16 protein-coding genes are annotated in these 16,098 nt (G+C 58.5%); 5 read left to right on the top strand and 11 right to left on the bottom strand.

The window, feature by feature from the left end; all coding sequences use genetic code 11:
- Positions 1–119: 119 nt before the first annotated feature.
- From ACONT6_RS04195 to zapE, 5 genes are all read right to left on the bottom strand, one after another.
- Positions 120–2,321 carry a ubiquinol-cytochrome c reductase gene (locus tag ACONT6_RS04195; protein WP_428820554.1) on the bottom strand — a complete coding sequence of 734 codons (2,202 nt, stop codon included), beginning with the start codon at positions 2,319–2,321 and terminating at the stop codon, positions 120–122.
- Positions 2,318–2,917, bottom strand: coding sequence for a ubiquinol-cytochrome c reductase iron-sulfur subunit (gene petA, locus ACONT6_RS04190; protein ID WP_181253894.1), 600 nt, complete (start codon positions 2,915–2,917; stop codon positions 2,318–2,320). The genes ACONT6_RS04195 and petA overlap by 4 nt, the downstream gene beginning before the upstream one ends.
- A 500-nt stretch (positions 2,918–3,417) precedes the next feature.
- Positions 3,418–3,810, bottom strand: a complete 393-nt coding sequence (gene rpsI, locus ACONT6_RS04185; RefSeq protein WP_078085713.1) for a 30S ribosomal protein S9 — start codon at positions 3,808–3,810, stop codon at positions 3,418–3,420.
- A 15-nt stretch (positions 3,811–3,825) separates the two neighbouring features.
- Entirely contained in the window at positions 3,826–4,254 is a 429-nt protein-coding gene (rplM, locus tag ACONT6_RS04180; protein ID WP_010132512.1) for a 50S ribosomal protein L13, read from the bottom strand.
- Positions 4,255–4,400: 146 nt separating this feature from the next.
- On the bottom strand, positions 4,401–5,540 hold the full coding sequence (zapE, locus tag ACONT6_RS04175) for a cell division protein ZapE (RefSeq protein WP_428820553.1): 1,140 nt from the start codon (positions 5,538–5,540) through the stop codon (positions 4,401–4,403).
- A gap of 230 nt (positions 5,541–5,770) precedes the next feature.
- On the opposite strand from zapE, the gene ACONT6_RS04170 reads away from it, so the two are divergent.
- Entirely contained in the window at positions 5,771–6,250 is a 480-nt protein-coding gene (locus tag ACONT6_RS04170) for a YhcB family protein (RefSeq protein ID WP_181253895.1), read from the top strand.
- A 99-nt stretch (positions 6,251–6,349) separates the two neighbouring features.
- Here the strand turns inward: ACONT6_RS04170 and sat are convergent, their stop codons facing one another.
- A complete protein-coding gene (gene sat / locus ACONT6_RS04165) occupies positions 6,350–7,540 on the bottom strand; it encodes a sulfate adenylyltransferase (protein ID WP_428820552.1) in 1,191 nt (396 codons plus the stop codon).
- A 165-nt stretch (positions 7,541–7,705) separates the two neighbouring features.
- Between sat and ACONT6_RS04160 the strand changes: the two genes are divergently transcribed.
- Together ACONT6_RS04160 and ACONT6_RS04155 are read left to right on the top strand one after the other, a co-directional pair.
- Positions 7,706–8,848, top strand: a complete 1,143-nt coding sequence (locus ACONT6_RS04160) for a S1C family serine protease (RefSeq protein WP_428820551.1) — start codon at positions 7,706–7,708, stop codon at positions 8,846–8,848.
- Between the two features lie 67 nt (positions 8,849–8,915).
- Positions 8,916–9,404 (top strand): nuclear transport factor 2 family protein, encoded by a 489-nt coding sequence (locus ACONT6_RS04155; RefSeq protein ID WP_428820550.1) that lies wholly within the window; start codon positions 8,916–8,918, stop codon positions 9,402–9,404.
- Between the two features lie 94 nt (positions 9,405–9,498).
- On the opposite strand, the gene hisD is transcribed toward ACONT6_RS04155, so the two are convergent.
- The 5 genes from hisD to ACONT6_RS04130 form a co-directional block, all read right to left on the bottom strand.
- The gene (gene hisD, locus ACONT6_RS04150; protein WP_428820549.1) at positions 9,499–10,812 is read right to left on the bottom strand and encodes a histidinol dehydrogenase; all 1,314 of its coding nucleotides are present in this window, start codon (positions 10,810–10,812) and stop codon (positions 9,499–9,501) included.
- 35 nt (positions 10,813–10,847) lie between these two features.
- A complete protein-coding gene (gene hisG / locus ACONT6_RS04145; RefSeq protein ID WP_181253899.1) occupies positions 10,848–11,486 on the bottom strand; it encodes an ATP phosphoribosyltransferase in 639 nt (212 codons plus the stop codon).
- A 159-nt stretch (positions 11,487–11,645) separates the two neighbouring features.
- A complete protein-coding gene (murA, locus tag ACONT6_RS04140) occupies positions 11,646–12,908 on the bottom strand; it encodes a UDP-N-acetylglucosamine 1-carboxyvinyltransferase (RefSeq protein ID WP_428820548.1) in 1,263 nt (420 codons plus the stop codon).
- Positions 12,909–12,973: 65 nt separating this feature from the next.
- Entirely contained in the window at positions 12,974–13,207 is a 234-nt protein-coding gene (locus tag ACONT6_RS04135) for a BolA family protein (RefSeq protein WP_181253901.1), read from the bottom strand.
- Positions 13,208–13,324: 117 nt separating this feature from the next.
- On the bottom strand, positions 13,325–13,888 hold the full coding sequence (locus ACONT6_RS04130; protein WP_428820547.1) for an MlaC/ttg2D family ABC transporter substrate-binding protein: 564 nt from the start codon (positions 13,886–13,888) through the stop codon (positions 13,325–13,327).
- A 585-nt stretch (positions 13,889–14,473) separates the two neighbouring features.
- Here ACONT6_RS04130 and ACONT6_RS04125 point away from each other — a divergent pair.
- Positions 14,474–15,445: a KpsF/GutQ family sugar-phosphate isomerase gene (locus tag ACONT6_RS04125; RefSeq protein ID WP_428820546.1), complete on the top strand. Its 972-nt coding sequence runs from the start codon at positions 14,474–14,476 to the stop codon at positions 15,443–15,445.
- 79 nt (positions 15,446–15,524) lie between these two features.
- Complete coding sequence (locus ACONT6_RS04120) at positions 15,525–16,085, top strand: KdsC family phosphatase (RefSeq protein WP_428820545.1); 561 nt, start codon at positions 15,525–15,527, stop codon at positions 16,083–16,085.
- The last annotated feature ends 13 nt before the right edge of the window (positions 16,086–16,098 follow it).

The following is a 16,098-nucleotide window of genomic DNA, read 5'->3' as shown; positions in this document are numbered from 1 at the left end:
TGGAACTACCTCAATCTACTGGCCGGTGTTAAACCGGCCCTTTTCAAAACGGAAACCGGGCGGCTGGGCTGAACCGGAAAACCGGCGGCCCACCACCCGGAAAAACTGCTGGCTATCGCTTAGTGGTGAATATCTTTCCAGTATTCGCGATTCAGCAGCCAGGCAAAGATAAAGAACACCAGGATGAACGCCAGCACATAGAACCCGATGCGCTTGCGGGACTCCGCCATGGGTTCGGCAACATACTCCATGAAGTTCACCAGGTCGTACACTGCCTGATCGTACTCCACATCGTCCATGGAGCCCTTCACCTTGTTGACCTTCAGGCTGCCGCAGTTGGCATCCATGATGGGGTTACCCAGCTCATCGCGCACCACCTTGCCGTGGTCGCGCTTCGGGCCGGGTGCACATTCGGGCAGCCCCTGGAGCTCCATCAGAACGTGCGGCATACCGACATTGGGGAACACCTTGTTGTTCACACCGGTAGGACGGCTGTCGTCCTTGTAGAAGCTTCGCAGGTAAGTGTAAAGCCATTCCGGAGAGCGTGCGCGTGCAACCAGGGTCAGGTCCGGGGGAGCGGCACCAAACCATACCTTGGAGTCATCCGGGCGCATGGAGATTTCCATCAGGTCGCCGATCTTGTCGTCGCCCAGCACCAGGTTCTGCAGCATCAGCTCATTCGGGATATCCAGATCGGTAGCGACGCGCTCCCAGCGGGAAAAGTTCGCGCTGTGACAACCCATGCAGTAGTTGACGAAATACTTGGCGCCGCGCTGCAGGGAGGGCTTGTCGTTGAGATCAATATTGATGTGATCCAGCTCAACAGAACTCTCCGCGCCTACCGCCTTGATCGGTACAAACGCCAGCAAAGCGACAGTGATAAAGCCACCCACCAGCAGAATGAAGGACTTGCTGCCAGACGGGCTGGTAACACGCGCCGGCTCAGGGTGCACTGCATCGCGGCTGGTCAGCCACGGCAGTACCGCGAAGAAAGCCGCAAACAACAGTGATACCGCGCAAACAAACAGGCTCGCTTTCCAGTTGACCAAGGCCATCCACAGGAACATGAAGGCAAAGGCCCCGCTAACGATCCAGGACGCCAGCCCCTTGCGGGTGATCGGATTGGTCCAGATCGGCATGGTCACAAAGAACGCGAAGTAGAACAGGGTCGCCACCTGCGCCAGGAAGTTACGTCCGGGGGTCGGGGACTTCACACCCAGATAGCCCAGGATGATGAACACCGCGGCAAACACCAGCAACAGAACCTTCGGCAGAATGCCCTTGTAGCGGATAGACCTTACCGGGCTCTTGTCGAGCCAGGGCAGCACAAACAGGACTGCGATGGCCGCGCCCATGGCTACCAGACCGAGGAACTTGGCGGTCAGCGGACCGATGTCCATGGTCACCGCACGCAGCACAGCGTAGAACGGTGTGAAGTACCATACCGGGGCAATGTGTTCCGGCGTCTTCAGCGGGTTCGCCTCTTCGAAGTTGGCGTATTCGAGGAAGAAACCACCCATCTCCGGGAAGAAGAACACCACCACACAGAATGCGAACAGGAATACCGCGATACCAACCAGGTCGTGCACGGTGTAGTACGGATGGAAGGCAACGCCGTCCAGCGGTACGCCGTTTTCATCCTTGTTCTTTTTGATCTCGATGCCGTCCGGGTTGTTGGAACCCACTTCGTGCAGCGCCAGGATGTGCAGCACAACCAGCAGCACCAGCACCAGCGGCAGTGCAATCACGTGCAAAGAGAAGAAGCGTGTCAGGGTAATACCGGAGATCAGGTAGTCACCGCGAATCCACTGCACCAGGTCTTCACCGATACCGGGAATAGCGCCGAACAGGGATACGATCACCTGTGCACCCCAGTAGGACATCTGGCCCCACGGCAGCACGTAGCCCATGAAGGCTTCCGCCATCAGGACCAGGTAAATACACATGCCGAAGATCCACACCAGCTCGCGCGGCGGCTTGTAAGAGCCGTACATCAGGCCGCGGAACATATGCAGGTACACCACCACAAAAAACGCCGAGGCGCCGGTGGAGTGCAGGTAGCGGATAATCCACCCCATCTCGACATCGCGCATGATGTACTCGACGGACGCAAAAGCCCCTTCAGCGGAAGGGTTGTAGCTCATGACCAACCAGATACCGGTCAGCAGCTGGTTCACCAGTACCAGCATCGACAGTACGCCGAAGAAGTACCAGAGGTTGAAGTTCTTGGGCGCGTAATACTTGCCCATGTGGGTATCCCACGCGCGGTAGATCGGCAGGCGCTGATCGACCCAATCACCCAATGCGGTTAACCAGTTCATGCGGCGCCCTCCTGATCCACACCAATTACGATGACGTCGTCACTTTCATAGGAGTACGGCGGTACATCCAGGTTGGTCGGGGCAGGAACGCCCTTGTACACACGGCCGGCCAAATCGTATTTGGAACCGTGGCACGGGCAGAAGAAGCCACCCATCCACTCGCTGCCGCCCAGGTCTGCAGCACCCACTTCAGGGCGGTACATCGGCGCACAACCCAGATGGGTACAGAGGCCTACCAGAACCAGGGTCTGGGCCTTGATCGCGCGATTTTCAGGATCGACGTAAGCAGGCTGGTTGGATTCAGCTGACTGGGGATCGCGCAGCAGCGGATCCACTTTGACGAGGTTGTCCAGGGACTCCTGGGTCCGGCGCACCACGTACACCGGCTTGCCGCGCCACTCGACGGTGACCATCTGGCCCGGCTCCAGTTTGCTGATATTGTATTTGACTGGCGCGCCGGCAGCTTTTGCCTTGGCGCTCGGATTCCAGGAGGCGACAAAAGGTACAGCGACTCCGACCGCGCCTGCACCACCTACAACCGAGGTGGCAGCGGTCAGAAATCTGCGACGCCCCACATTTACACCGTCATCACTCATGACGTAGTTCTCCCATCACAGCGCCCCGCATAACCTGCATCAACGCAAGCCCGAGGCTGACTGGCCCAAACCCAAAAATTCCGGAAACCTTCTGCGATAAATCTGTCTGGCCAGCATGTGCGGTGACTCAGGGTAACCCGCAAATGGCAGCGACGGTGCAGCCCCAACGGTTCAATACCAGAGAGAACAGAGCACCCGCACAGCGGTAATCGAATCACCACTGCAAATCAGAGACTTAAATCAGAAACTCCCCTACAACTGGCCCGCTCGCTTGACCATAGAACAAAGTAGCCAAACCCCAAGTGCAAGCGGATAGAAATTCGCGCAATGTTAAAGAAAATGCCAAACCTATACAAGGCGAAACCGGAAGGGAACATCGGTAACCTCGCGGCGAACTGGCGGCATTTTAAACAAATGAGACCTGCAACATACCGCGCGGAAAGCGCTGCAGGCAAAAAAAAGCCCGGCATTTGCCGGGCCCAAAATAAAGTAATTCTCGCTTAACGCTTGGAGAATTGCGGCTTCTTACGCGCTTTGCGCAGACCGACTTTCTTACGTTCAACGGCACGCGCATCGCGAGTCACGTAACCGGCTGCACGCAGCGGCTGACGCAGAGACTCGTCGTATTGCATCAGAGCGCGGGTCAGGCCGTGACGGATAGCACCCGCCTGACCGAAGGAACCGCCGCCCTTCACAGTGACATTGATGTCAAATTTTTCGACCATGTCGACCATTTCCAGCGGCTGACGCACGATCATGCGTGCCACTTCGCGGCCGAAGTATTCGTCCAGGGTACGACCGTTTACGCTGATTTTACCTTCACCCTGCTGAATGAATACACGAGCAGTGGAGGTCTTGCGACGGCCGGTACCGTAATATTGAGTAGTTGCCATGAGAATGCTTTCCGTTTAGATCGACAGTTCAATCGGCTGCTGCGCCGCATGAGGATGTTCGCTACCCTTGTACACCTTCAGTTTCTTGAACATGGCGCGACCCAGAGGGCCTTTCGGGAGCATGCCTTTAACCGCACTTTGGATAGTGCGCTCAGGCGCCTTGTCGATCAGCTTCTCAAAGCTGATGGATTTAAGACCACCAGGGTAGCCGGAGTGGCTGTGGTAGATCTTGTCTTTGGCCTTGTTGCCGGTCACGCGGACCTTCTCGGCATTGATCACAACGATGTAATCGCCGGTGTCCACGTGGGGCGTGTATTCAGGCTTGTGCTTGCCGCGCAGGCGGTGAGCAATCTCGGCGGAAATACGGCCGAGAGTCTTATCCGCAGCGTCAACAATATACCAGTCGCGAGTTACCGCTTCCGGCTTGGCACTGTAAGTCTTCATGTTATAAAACACCTGTATATGGCCCCGGGAATGGAGCCGTCCCACGAAAAGAGCGCGAATACTACATAAGCGCTCTGGGCATTTCAAGCCCAAATTTGACCATTATGTGACCAGCGGGAACCGTCCACACCTGCACGCATTCCTCCCTATTCCGGGCGGTGGGGCCGCGCCAGATACTCCCGCGACTGCATTTCCTGCAGGCGACTGATCGTCCGGTCAAACTCGAAGCGCAACTGGCGGCCGCCGTACAGGGATTCGATCGGCTCCGCCGCGGAAACCACCAGCTTGACGCAGCGGTCATAGAATTCATCGATCAGATTGATAAAGCGGCGCGCCTGGCTCTCCATGCGCCCATCCATATGCGGCACATTGGCCAGCAATACCGTGTGAAATTCCCGCGCCAGCTCGATGTAATCATTTTGCGAACGCGGACCGTCGCACAACTCGGCGAACTCGAACCAGGCGACGTCATCGGCAACCCGATTGGCAACTATCGGTCGCCCTTCGATATCCAGCGAAACCCGCTCCCGCACCTCACAGCCCTCCACCATCAGGCTGGCAAAGGATCGCTCCAGGCTCTCATTGGCCTCCTTGTCCAGCGGGGCATGGTAGAGCTCCGCCATTTCCAGCGCCCGCAAGCGGTAATCAACCCCGTTGTCCACATTGACTACCTTGGTGTGCTCCAGCAGCAGATCGATGGCGGGAAGGAATCGGGCCCGCTGCAACCCATCCTTATATAGTCCTTCGGGAATAATATTGGAGGTCGCCACCAGGGTAACCCCGCGATCGAACAGCGCCTGCAGCAGATTGGCGAGAATCATTGCATCGGTAATATCAGACACAAAAAACTCATCAAAGCACAGCACCCGCGCTCGCTCGGCGATCCGATCCGCAACCTTATCCAGCGGATTCTTCTCTCCCGCCAGGGATTTCAGCTGGCGGTGCACATCGCGCATAAACCGGTGGAAGTGGGTGCGCTGCTTGCGCGCAAACGGCAACGCCTCAAAAAAGGCGTCCATCAGGTAAGTTTTGCCGCGCCCTACCCCGCCCCAGAAATACAGCCCCTTCTCCGGGCGACTGTCGCGCTTCCACAAACGGCGCAGTCGACCGACCACACCGCCACTTTCCCCCTGAAGCGCGAGCAGGCGTTCGTACAGATCCTGCAACTCTTCTACCGCCGCGCGCTGGGCCGGATCCTCGACAAAATCCGGCCGCTGCAGGTCGCGCTGGTAGCGCTCCATGGGTGTCAGGTGCGCAGGCGCATACGGGTGCTGTTCCGTGACCATTTATTCATTCAAACCGTTCGTAGAAACTGGCAACATTGCCGGAAAGGATGCGGGGGGCACACAACCCCAAAGCCGCTGGAAAGGCCGGATACCGGCACAATGGCGCGCACTTTACCAAATCCGTCACGCGTTGACACAAACCCGGACGGGGCGCGCGCGGGGTAATTGCGTATAATAGGGTCACCGTCATGGATGGCCGGTGCCACTATTTATCTTGAGGAGGAAGTAACGTGCACTCAACTTCGGTTTTAATTCTGGTCGGCGTATTCGGCCTCGCACTCGGAGCCCTGCTGGCCTTTCTGGCTACCCGCAGCCGCCAGAACATCGACCGCACCCAGGAATTGGAACTGCGCCTGAAAGAAGCGAACACCAAGCTGGAGGACTTCCAGCTGGAGGTAAATGAACACTTTGACCAGACAGCCCAACTGGTTCACAACCTGACCCAGAGCTACAAAGATGTTCACGAATATCTCGCCAACAGTGCCATGCGCCTTTCCAGTCAGGATATCGGTCGCCAGATGCTGGAGGCCGGCAGCGGCCAGCTGAGCGACAACGACGAAAACCTCAGCGTACTGCCACCTCGCGACTGGGCTCCGAAGGAGCCGGGGGCCAAAGGCACTCTGTCAGAAGACTACGGGCTGGAAAAAGAGGCCCAGGCGCCATCGCCCGCGGTTACCCCGCCACCCACAGAGGACGCGGTCAACCGCTGAGCCACAAGCTCAGGCTGTCTGCCACAGGCCGGCAGCCGAAACTGCAGACACAAAAAAGGCGGGGTCTACCCCGCCTTTTTTGTGTCTGCTTCCAGAGAATTACAGGCTCTGGTAGTAGTCCATCAGGATCTGTGCCACTTCCGGGCGGGAGAACTCCGGGGGCGGCGCGATACCGTTACCCAGCATCTCACGCACCTTGGTGCCGGACAGCAGGATAAAGTCCTCTTTGGTGTGATCCGGCACATCGCGCATCATCACAACCCGATTCAGCTTCTTCGAGTAGGCAGTATGGTCCGCACGGAAGATCTCGATCTCCAGCGCGCCCTCTGGCACTTTCTCATCGAAAATGGTCTGGGCATCGAACGCACCGTAGTAGTCGCCCACACCGGCGTGGTCGCGACCAACAATCAGGTGGCTGCAGCCGCAGTTCTGACGGAACACCGCGTGCAGCACCGCTTCGCGCGGGCCAGCGTACAGCATGTCAAAACCGTAACCGGTCACCATCACCGTATTCTTGGGGAAGTAGTCTTCCACCATTTTGCGGATCGCAGCGTCACGTACGTGCGCGGGGATATCGCCCGGCTTCAGCTGACCCAGCAGCATGTGGATCAGCACACCATCCGCTTCTACAGCTTCCAGCGCCATTTTGCACAGCTCTTCATGAGCGCGATGCATCGGGTTGCGGGTCTGGAAGGCAACAACCTTGCTCCAGCCGTGCTCAACGAATTCATTGCGGATTTCTACCGCGGTACGGAAGGTATCCGGGAAATCCGCCTGGAAGTAGCTGAAGTTCAGCACCTCGATCGGGCCGGAAATCAGCTGACGACCGGCGCCCTTGAAGGTGGCCACGCCCGGGTGGGCATCGTCCAGGGTGCCGAACACGTGCTCGGCAATGGTGTTTACCTGCTCGTCGCTGACGGTTTCAATGGCTTCCACATCCATCACCGCCAGCACCGGATTGCCCTCTACATTGGGGTCGCGCAGTGCGATACGCTTGGCGCCAGCGATAGCGGAAGTGTCTTCCACCATATTGACCACCGGCACCGGCCAGAAGAGGCCGTCTACCGTGCGCAGGGTCTCTGCAACACTCAGGGTATCGGCCAGGTTCATGTAACCGTGCAGCGGGTTGAAGTAACCAGCCCCCAGCATCACGGCATTGGCCGCGGCGGCGGAGCTGACCACGATCGACGGCAGGGATTCCGCCTCATGCATCAGCTGATGATGGCGCTCACTGTCGTAAACAAAGCGGGGCTGCAGCTCGACACTGCCGTGTGGGCGAACCAGGGACATTCGGAACTCCTGAGATTGGTTACAGATTATTGGATCAAATTTTTGAGCGCCACATTATACGAATTCCAACGCTGACACCAAGCACCAATGGGGCTGTAGCTTAGAACGCTTGGTGAGGACACCAGAACTCAAAGACGTATAATGGCCCCAAATCAAGGAGTCCCTGTGTCATTACAACGTTTCTTGCAAGACTGGGCCATACCAGCCCTTATCGGTCTCGCGGTGGCCGCAGCGCTACTGCTGCTGTTCCCCCACCTGCGGGGCCAGACCGAGAAAGTGCCCGCGGTGGGAAGCTTCCAGGGCCCGGTATCCTATGCCAGCGCGGTCAATCTGGCCGGCCCGGCGGTAGTCAACATTTTCACCCGCAAGGTTGTGTCCCAACGCAGGCACCCACTTTATAACCACCCCCTGTACCGACGCCTGCTGGATAACATGAACCTGCCGCAACAGGAGCGGATGCAGTCCAATCTGGGCTCCGGGGTGATCGTCAATGCGGACGGTTACATTCTGACCAACTATCACGTTGTCTCCGGGGCAGAAGAAATTGCAGTGGTACTTGCGGACGGGCGCGAAGCACAGGCAAAGCTGGTGGGCTCGGATGCGGATTTTGACCTGGCGGTGCTCAGAGTCGAACTGGACAGCCTTACCGCCATTGAAGTGGGCGACCCGGACAAAGCCCAGGTGGGAGACGTGGTGCTCGCTATTGGCAACCCCTTCGGTGTGGGCCAGACGGTCACACAGGGGATTATCAGTGCGACCGGGCGCGACCTCGCGAGTACCGGCAACGGCAGCTACCTGCAGAATTTCCTGCAGACCGACGCCGCGGTTAACCCGGGCAACTCCGGCGGCGCACTGGTAGACGCCTACGGAAAGTTGCTGGGTATCAACACCTCGATCCTCAACCAGAGCGGCTCCACCGGCGGTATCAGCTTCGCGATCCCAGCCAATATTGCTCTCAAGATCATGCAGGACATCATCGAATTCGGCCGCGTGGTTCCCGGCTGGCTCGGTATCGAGGCCCAGACCCTCTCCCCACAACTGGCGCGTTCATTCAACCTGGCCTCCACCAACGGTGTCATCATCACCGCCACTTACAATCAGGGACCGGCCGCCCTGGCGGGCCTCAAACCGGGCGATGTGATCACCCATATCAATGGGGATCCGATCAATGACGGCAAGCACGGTGTCGCCGCCATGGCTACCCTGAGGCCCGGGGAAGTGGTCAACATCACCTATATCCGCGACCGCGAGGTGCGCACCACCCAGGCCACGGTTTCGGAGAAACCGCAGCCCCAAGCCAGGGACTAACCCCGGAAGTTAATGCCCACCCGGGAAACGAAAACAAGTATCTATAAATACACGGAAGGGTTTGATCATGCTGAAAACACTGTGGTTTCCACTGCTGCTCGCACTACTCACCGGTACCGCCAGCGCCGAGACCGACGACCACGCCGAACTGAAGGCCCTGCTCGACCAGTTCCTGTCCGGTGCCGCGAGCGATATCCGGGTTCACCAGCGCTTCTGGGCGGAAGACCTGATCTACACCAGCTCCAGCGGGCAGCGGTTCGGCAAGCAGAAGATTATCGAAGGCATGCGCTCCGCAAAGAGCGAGGTAAAAGAGGGGGAGAAGGCCGAATCCAACGGTGTTCGGTATCGCGCTGAAGATACCGATATTCGACTGTTTGATGAGACTGCCATAGTGGCGTTTCGGCTGATCGCAGAAGCGGCACCAGCAGCCAACAGTGGCACCCCAAGCGCTCCGGAAAGCGAATATTTCAATACCGGCACATTTATCAAGCGCGACGGCCAGTGGCGCGCGGTAGCCTGGCAGGCGACCAAAATTCCCGCCTCACCCGCCCCCTGAATCGCGGGCAGGGCGACAAACAAAAAAGCCGCGGTCGGGACCGCGGCTTTAGCACTTTACCTGTCTACGTCGGGCTGACAGCCAGAAGCGACAATCAACCCTCTTCCGCCACCCGATATTCCGCAGATCTAGCGTGAGCCTCAAGCCCCTCTCCCCGCGCCAATACTGAAGCAACGCGCCCAAGCGTGTCCGCACCCTGTGGCGAACAGTAGATGACCGAGCTGCGCTTCTGGAAATCGTACACCCCGAGTGGCGAAGAAAAACGCGCGGTGCCACTGGTGGGCAACACGTGGTTGGGCCCCGCGCAGTAATCCCCAAGCGCCTCCGCGGTATACCGCCCCAGGAAGATGGCACCCGCGTTGCGGATACTTGGCAAATACTGCTCCGGTTGATCTACGGATACCTCAAGATGCTCCGGCGCAACACGATTGGCCACTTCAACGGCATGCTCGAGATCCCGCACCAGGATCAGCGCGCCGCGATCAGCCAGGGAGCGACCCGCGATCGCCTCCCGGGAAAGCGTCGGCAGCAGTTTTTGCAGTGAAGCTTCCACCGCATCCAGGAAGGATGCATCCGGGCACAACAGGATGGACTGCGCCTGCTCATCGTGCTCCGCCTGCGACAACAGGTCCATGGCAATCCAGTCAGGATCGGTTTTGCCGTCGCAGATCACCAGAATCTCGGATGGACCGGCAATCATATCGATGGCTACCTGACCAAACACTGCGCGCTTGGCCGAGGCGACAAATATATTCCCCGGACCAACAATCTTGTCCACTTGCGCAACGGTTTCTGTACCGTAGGCCAACGCGGCAACTGCCTGCGCCCCACCAATGGTAAACACCCGATCCACCCCGGCGATGGCGGCAGCGGCGAGCACCAGATCATTCAGCTGATCATCCGGTGCGGGCACCACCATCTGGATTTCATCCACACCCGCCACTTTTGCTGGAATGGCATTCATCAGTACAGAGGATGGGTAGCTGGCCTTGCCTCCGGGCACGTAGATACCCACGCGCTCCATGGGGGTAATCTGCTGACCGAGGACCGTACCGTCGGCTTCCTGGTACTGCCAGGACGACTGCAACTGGTGCTCGTGATAATCCCGCACCCGCTTGGCTGCCAGTTCCAGCGACGCGCGGCTGTCGGCGGTAATACGCTCCAGCGCGGCGTGCAGCTGGGCTTTATCCAGGCAGTAATCGGCCGCGGATTGCAGGCTGCGCCGATCAAAGCGGTTGGTGTATTCGATAACGGCCGCATCACCGCGCACCTTTACCTGCTTCAGGATATCGGCAACCGCAGTCTCTACCTGCTGGTCCGCCACTGACTCCCAATCGAGGAGACGGTCCAACTCTGCGGAAAAGCCCGGGTTTCCGGCATCCAGCCGGCGGATGGAAAATTCATTCATAGTCGTTCGATCGAAGATGCGTTTGCGGAATGGGCTCAGTCGGCTTTCTGCGCGTTTACCGCCTGCGCCAGCTGCTCGATCAGCGCACTGATCGCACTGTATTTCATTTTCATGGAGGCCTTGTTAACAATCAGGCGGCTGCTGATATCGGCAATATGGTCCCGCGCCTCAAGGCCGTTTGCCTTGAGGGTATTTCCGGTATCCACGATATCCACGATTTCATCCGCAAGATCCATCAGCGGTGCCAGCTCCATCGCGCCGTACAGCTTGATGATATCCGCCTGACGCCCCTGGGCCGCGTAATACTGTTTGGCAGATTGCACAAACTTGGTTGCCACCTTGATACGGCCACTGGGCAGCGCGGCCCCCTTGATACCGGCGGTCATCAGGCGACAGCGCGCAATATTCAGATCAAGCGGCTCATAGATATTGCTGTCGTCATGCTCCAGCAGATTGTCCTTGCCGGCCACACCCATATCCGCGGCACCGTGCTGAACATAAGTCGGCACATCCGAGCCACGCAAAATCAGCAGGCGCACATTTTCCTGGTTGGTAGGGAAAATCAACTTGCGGCTTTTGGCAATGTCTTCCAATGGCTCGAGGCCAGCGGCAGCCAACAGCGGCAGCGTTTCTTTGAGAATACGCCCCTTGGTCAGGGCAATGGTGATCTGCATAACGATTATGATTATCTGATGCGCCCGGCAAGTGCCGGGCCGGAAGAAAGAGGCTAGCCCCCAATGCTCGCGGGAGCTTATCGGCTCAGAGACAGCTGCGCCAATAAAAATCTAGAATAAACCTAGACGGGAAACATATAGCCCCCGCAAAACTGACTATCAGCCAGGGACGCGACGGATATTGGCACCCAGCTGCTGCAGCTTCTCTTCGATACACTCGTAGCCACGGTCAATATGATAAATACGATCCACGATGGTTGTCCCCTCGGCGACCATACCGGCGATAACCAGACTGGCAGAAGCGCGCAGGTCCGAGGCCATTACCGGAGCCCCCGTCAGTTTTTCAACGCCGGTAACAATCGCGGTATTACCCTCGAGGATAATATTTGCACCCATGCGATTGAGTTCGTGCACCTGGATCAGGCGGTTCTCGAAGATGGTTTCCACCACCGTGCCCTTGCCTTCAGCCACCGCATTCATGGCGGTAAACTGGGATTGCATATCGGTCGGAAAAGCCGGGTATGGTGCGGTGCGGAAACTGACCGCCTTGGGTCGATTGCCCTTCATATCGAGCTCGATCCAGTTATCACCGATACTGATATGGGCCCCGGCCTCTTCAAACTTCACCAGCACCGCGTCGAGGATATCCGCACGGGTATGAGTCAGACGCACCTTGCCGCGCGCTGCTGCGGCAGCGGCCAGGAAGGTACCGGTTTCGATCCGGTCGGGCATGACGGTGTAGGAACAGGGAGCCAGGCGCGGTACCCCGTGCACACGAATGGTATCAGTGCCAGCGCCCTCGATCTGCGCACCCATGGCCATCAGGAATTCCGCCAGGTCGACGATTTCAGGTTCACGTGCGGCGTTGTGCAACACCGAGGTACCCTCGGCCAGAGCCGCCGCCATCAGCAGGTTTTCGGTACCGCCGACCGTGACCTTTTCCATCACAATATTGGCGCCCTTCAGGCGGCCATTGCTGCGGGCACGGATAAATCCTTCATCAATGGTGATTTCCGCCCCCATGGCCTCGAGGCCCTTGAGGTGGATATCGACCGGACGGCTACCAATGGCACAGCCACCGGGAAAAGAGACATTTGCCACCCCGTGACGGGCCAGCAGTGGCCCAAGCACCAGGATTGAGGCGCGCATGGTCTTCACCAGCTCGTAGGGCGCCGTCAGGTCATTGACCGAGCGTGGATCGATTTCCACCCCCAGCTTTTCGTCAATCGTGACTTCAGTTCCCATGCACCGCAACAGGGTGATCATGGTGGTGATATCGTTGAGGTGTGGGAGATTGTGAATCTGCACCGGCCCATCAGCCAACAGCGTTGCTGCCAAAATCGGCAACGCAGAATTCTTGGCCCCGGAAATTTTTAGCGTTCCGGAAATGGGGCTGCCCCCTTCGATAATCAGCTTGTCCATTCGATCTGGTTTCCCATTGCGGAGCAAAAAACTGGACACAAACCAGGTTTGTGTCCGGACTACATTTATTCGCCGGCTTCTTCGGGCGTAAGGGTTTTCATCTGCACGGCGTGCAGGGTGCCATCGGCGATCTTTTCGGACAGTGCTCCGTACACCAGCTGCTGCTTCTTGAGCCGGCTCAGGCCATTGAACGCTTCGCTGATAACCGTCAGTTGGAGGTGGCTGCCCTCGAAAGACGCTTCAACCTGGCTTCCGGGGATTTGCCCTTCAATCAGGGCTTTGATCTGATCTGGTTGCATAGATGGGGCTTACAGTCGTGTTAAAAGCGCGCAAGTGTACTGGAATAAGTAACCCGGCGCAGCCGCCATTCTCGCGACTGTGCCGGGCCCTTACGTATTCTCACGCATTCGGGCACATCAACCCACTTTGTCCGCTGCAGACCAGCTGGCAATGACTCTGTCGATATCGCCGCCGTTCGTCTGCATGGCCTGAGAGAACTGGCCGCGGAAGGTTTTACCCAGGTTGACGCCGTTCAGAATCACGTTAATCAGCTTCCACTGACCACTGCGATTGCGAACGAGGGTATAAGAGACCTTGGTAACACCCTCTTTACTGCGCACTTCCTGCAGTACATTGACCCGATTACCGCTCGGGGCGGACCCCGGATTCAGCACTTTCACGTCCATATTGCCGAAAGTGGCAACACCCCGGGCAAATGTCGCCACCAGATCGCGACGGAAAGCACTGGCAAATTTGGCGCGCTGGGCTGGGGTCGCCTGCTTGGCGTACTTACCCATCACACCGCGGGCGATAAAGTCGAAATCCACTACCGGTGCCAGTACCCGATCGACAGCCGAGTAGTACCCTTGCGGGTTGGAGTTAACGCTTTTCCCCTCGCTGCGGATCACGCCCAGCAGCTCGTTGGAGACCCCTTCGATCACGGTGTAGGGGTTCTGCGACGCTGAGGCAAATGGTGCCACGCAACACAGCAAGAAAACGGATAACAATGCCCGAACGCGGGCGGTAATCCGCTGATCAGATTTACGGGCTTGGATGGTCATGGCGGGCGTTCTCACAGAATATCTCCCATTGGCAATTCGTCCCTTGGATACTCGCCACAAGAAAAAGTGTCGTGGCGACGCCGAAATTTTTCGCTGGTGGGCTGGAGTGACCGATTTCCCGTTCGGTCTTTCTCGGTAGCTGACAATAGCGGCGGCAAACTATACCATGGCGGCGCTTCGGACAAGCGGCACTGGGTCACTATCGCCATGCTGAGCGGTCGCACTCCCCCGCCCGCAATCCGCCGGCTCGATGGTTGCAGCCGGGATGAATCGGCAAACCAGGCGGTCAGGCCAAAACAGGATCCCATCAGCGCTTACCGAGTCTAGCTGCGCAACGATATTTGCGGCGCGACCGACATTAAAAGGTTAGCACGTCAGCCCACGGGGCAGCGGAGAAGAACCGCCACAAGCCAGCGCCCTGAAACGACAACGCTTCTCTAAACTGAACTGCAGCGAGGCCAACTCTCACGGGCCCCGCCCCAGCGAACCCAGGCGAGATTTACTATGGGAACAGATCTGATCATTGAGGCCGGACGCCGCACCATCTCCATGGAGACCGAGGCAGTGGCTGCCCTGGAAGCCCGTATCGGCGACGATTTCAAACGGGCATGTGAACTGATCCTGTCCTGCAAGGGCCGCGTGATCGTATCCGGCATGGGCAAGTCCGGCCATATAGGCCGCAAGATTGCCGCCACCCTCGCCAGCACCGGCACCCCCAGCTTCTTTGTCCATCCGGGCGAGGCGAGCCATGGCGACCTGGGCATGATCACCCGCCAGGACCTGGTCATCGCGATTTCCAACTCTGGTTCCTCCGCAGAAGTGCTTACCCTGCTGCCCCTGCTCAAACGCCTCGGCATCCCCATGATCAGCATGACCGGCAAGCCGGACTCACCGCTGGCGCAATCCGCCGATGTGAACCTCGACATCGCCGTCGACACCGAAGCCTGCCCGCTCAACCTGGCCCCCACCTCTTCGACCACGGTCACCCTGGTGATGGGCGATGCACTCGCGGTGGCACTGCTGGAAGCGCGCGGCTTTACCGCCGAGGACTTCGCGTTTTCCCACCCGGGAGGCGCACTGGGTCGCCAGTTGCTGCTGAAAGTGGAAGATGTCATGCACGCCGGCGACGAATTACCCCAGGTAGCGCCGGAAACGCCACTTTCCACAGCGCTGCTGGAGATGACCAGCAAAGGCTTTGGCATGACAACCGTGGTCGACAGCGATGGCCGGCTGCTGGGGGTATTCACCGACGGTGACCTGCGCCGGGTGATCGACCAGAAGCAGGAGCTGGATAGCGCCACCATGGACCAGGTGATGAGCCGCCGCCCCAAAACGGTCAGTGCCCACACCCTCGCTGCAGAGGCGCTGCGTATCATGGAGGACAACAAGATCACGGCACTGGTCGTTGAGGATCCTGAACACCACCCCATCGGACTCCTGCATATGCACGACATCTTGCGCGCCGGAGTCATCTGACCCGGCTCTCGCAAGCCTCGCACCCGGGCGTACAGATACCTGCACAAAACGATAGCTATATAGATAGAAGGGACACCCCGTGAACCAGCAGCAACCGCACACAGAACAGGACATCCGCGACAAACTGAGCCGGGTGCGCCACTTGATCCTCGACGTGGACGGCGTGCTTACCGACGGCCGACTGTATTTCGACAACCATGGAAACGAACTGAAAACCTTCCACACCCTGGATGGCCACGGCATCAAGATGCTGCAGCAATCCGGTGTCGCCGTGGCCATCATTACCGGCCGACGCAGCTCCCTGGTGGAAAAGCGCGCGCACGACCTGGGTATTACCCGTCTGATCCAGGGCCGGGAAGACAAGTACACGGCGTTTCTGGAGCTGTTCGCGAACGAGCCCTACGATATGCAGCACATCGCCTACATGGGGGACGACTATCCAGACCTGCAAGTGATGACACGGGTGGGCTGCCCGATCGCGGTCCCCAATGCGGCACCACCGGTACTCGAACGCGCGCTGTTTGTCACCGAGCGGAGCGGGGGTATGGGTGCGGTACGCGAAGTGTGCGACCGGATCATGCATGCTCAGGACACCTTCAACGCGGCACTGGCACCCTACCTCGCCGACGGCGACAGGTAGTCCGTAGCGCCAT

The sequence above is a fragment of the Microbulbifer sp. MCCC 1A16149 genome (assembly GCF_050368945.1).
Lineage (GTDB): Bacteria > Pseudomonadota > Gammaproteobacteria > Pseudomonadales > Cellvibrionaceae > Microbulbifer.
Note: the sequence above shows the minus strand (reverse complement) of the source record. Positions and strands in the feature narration are given on the sequence as shown.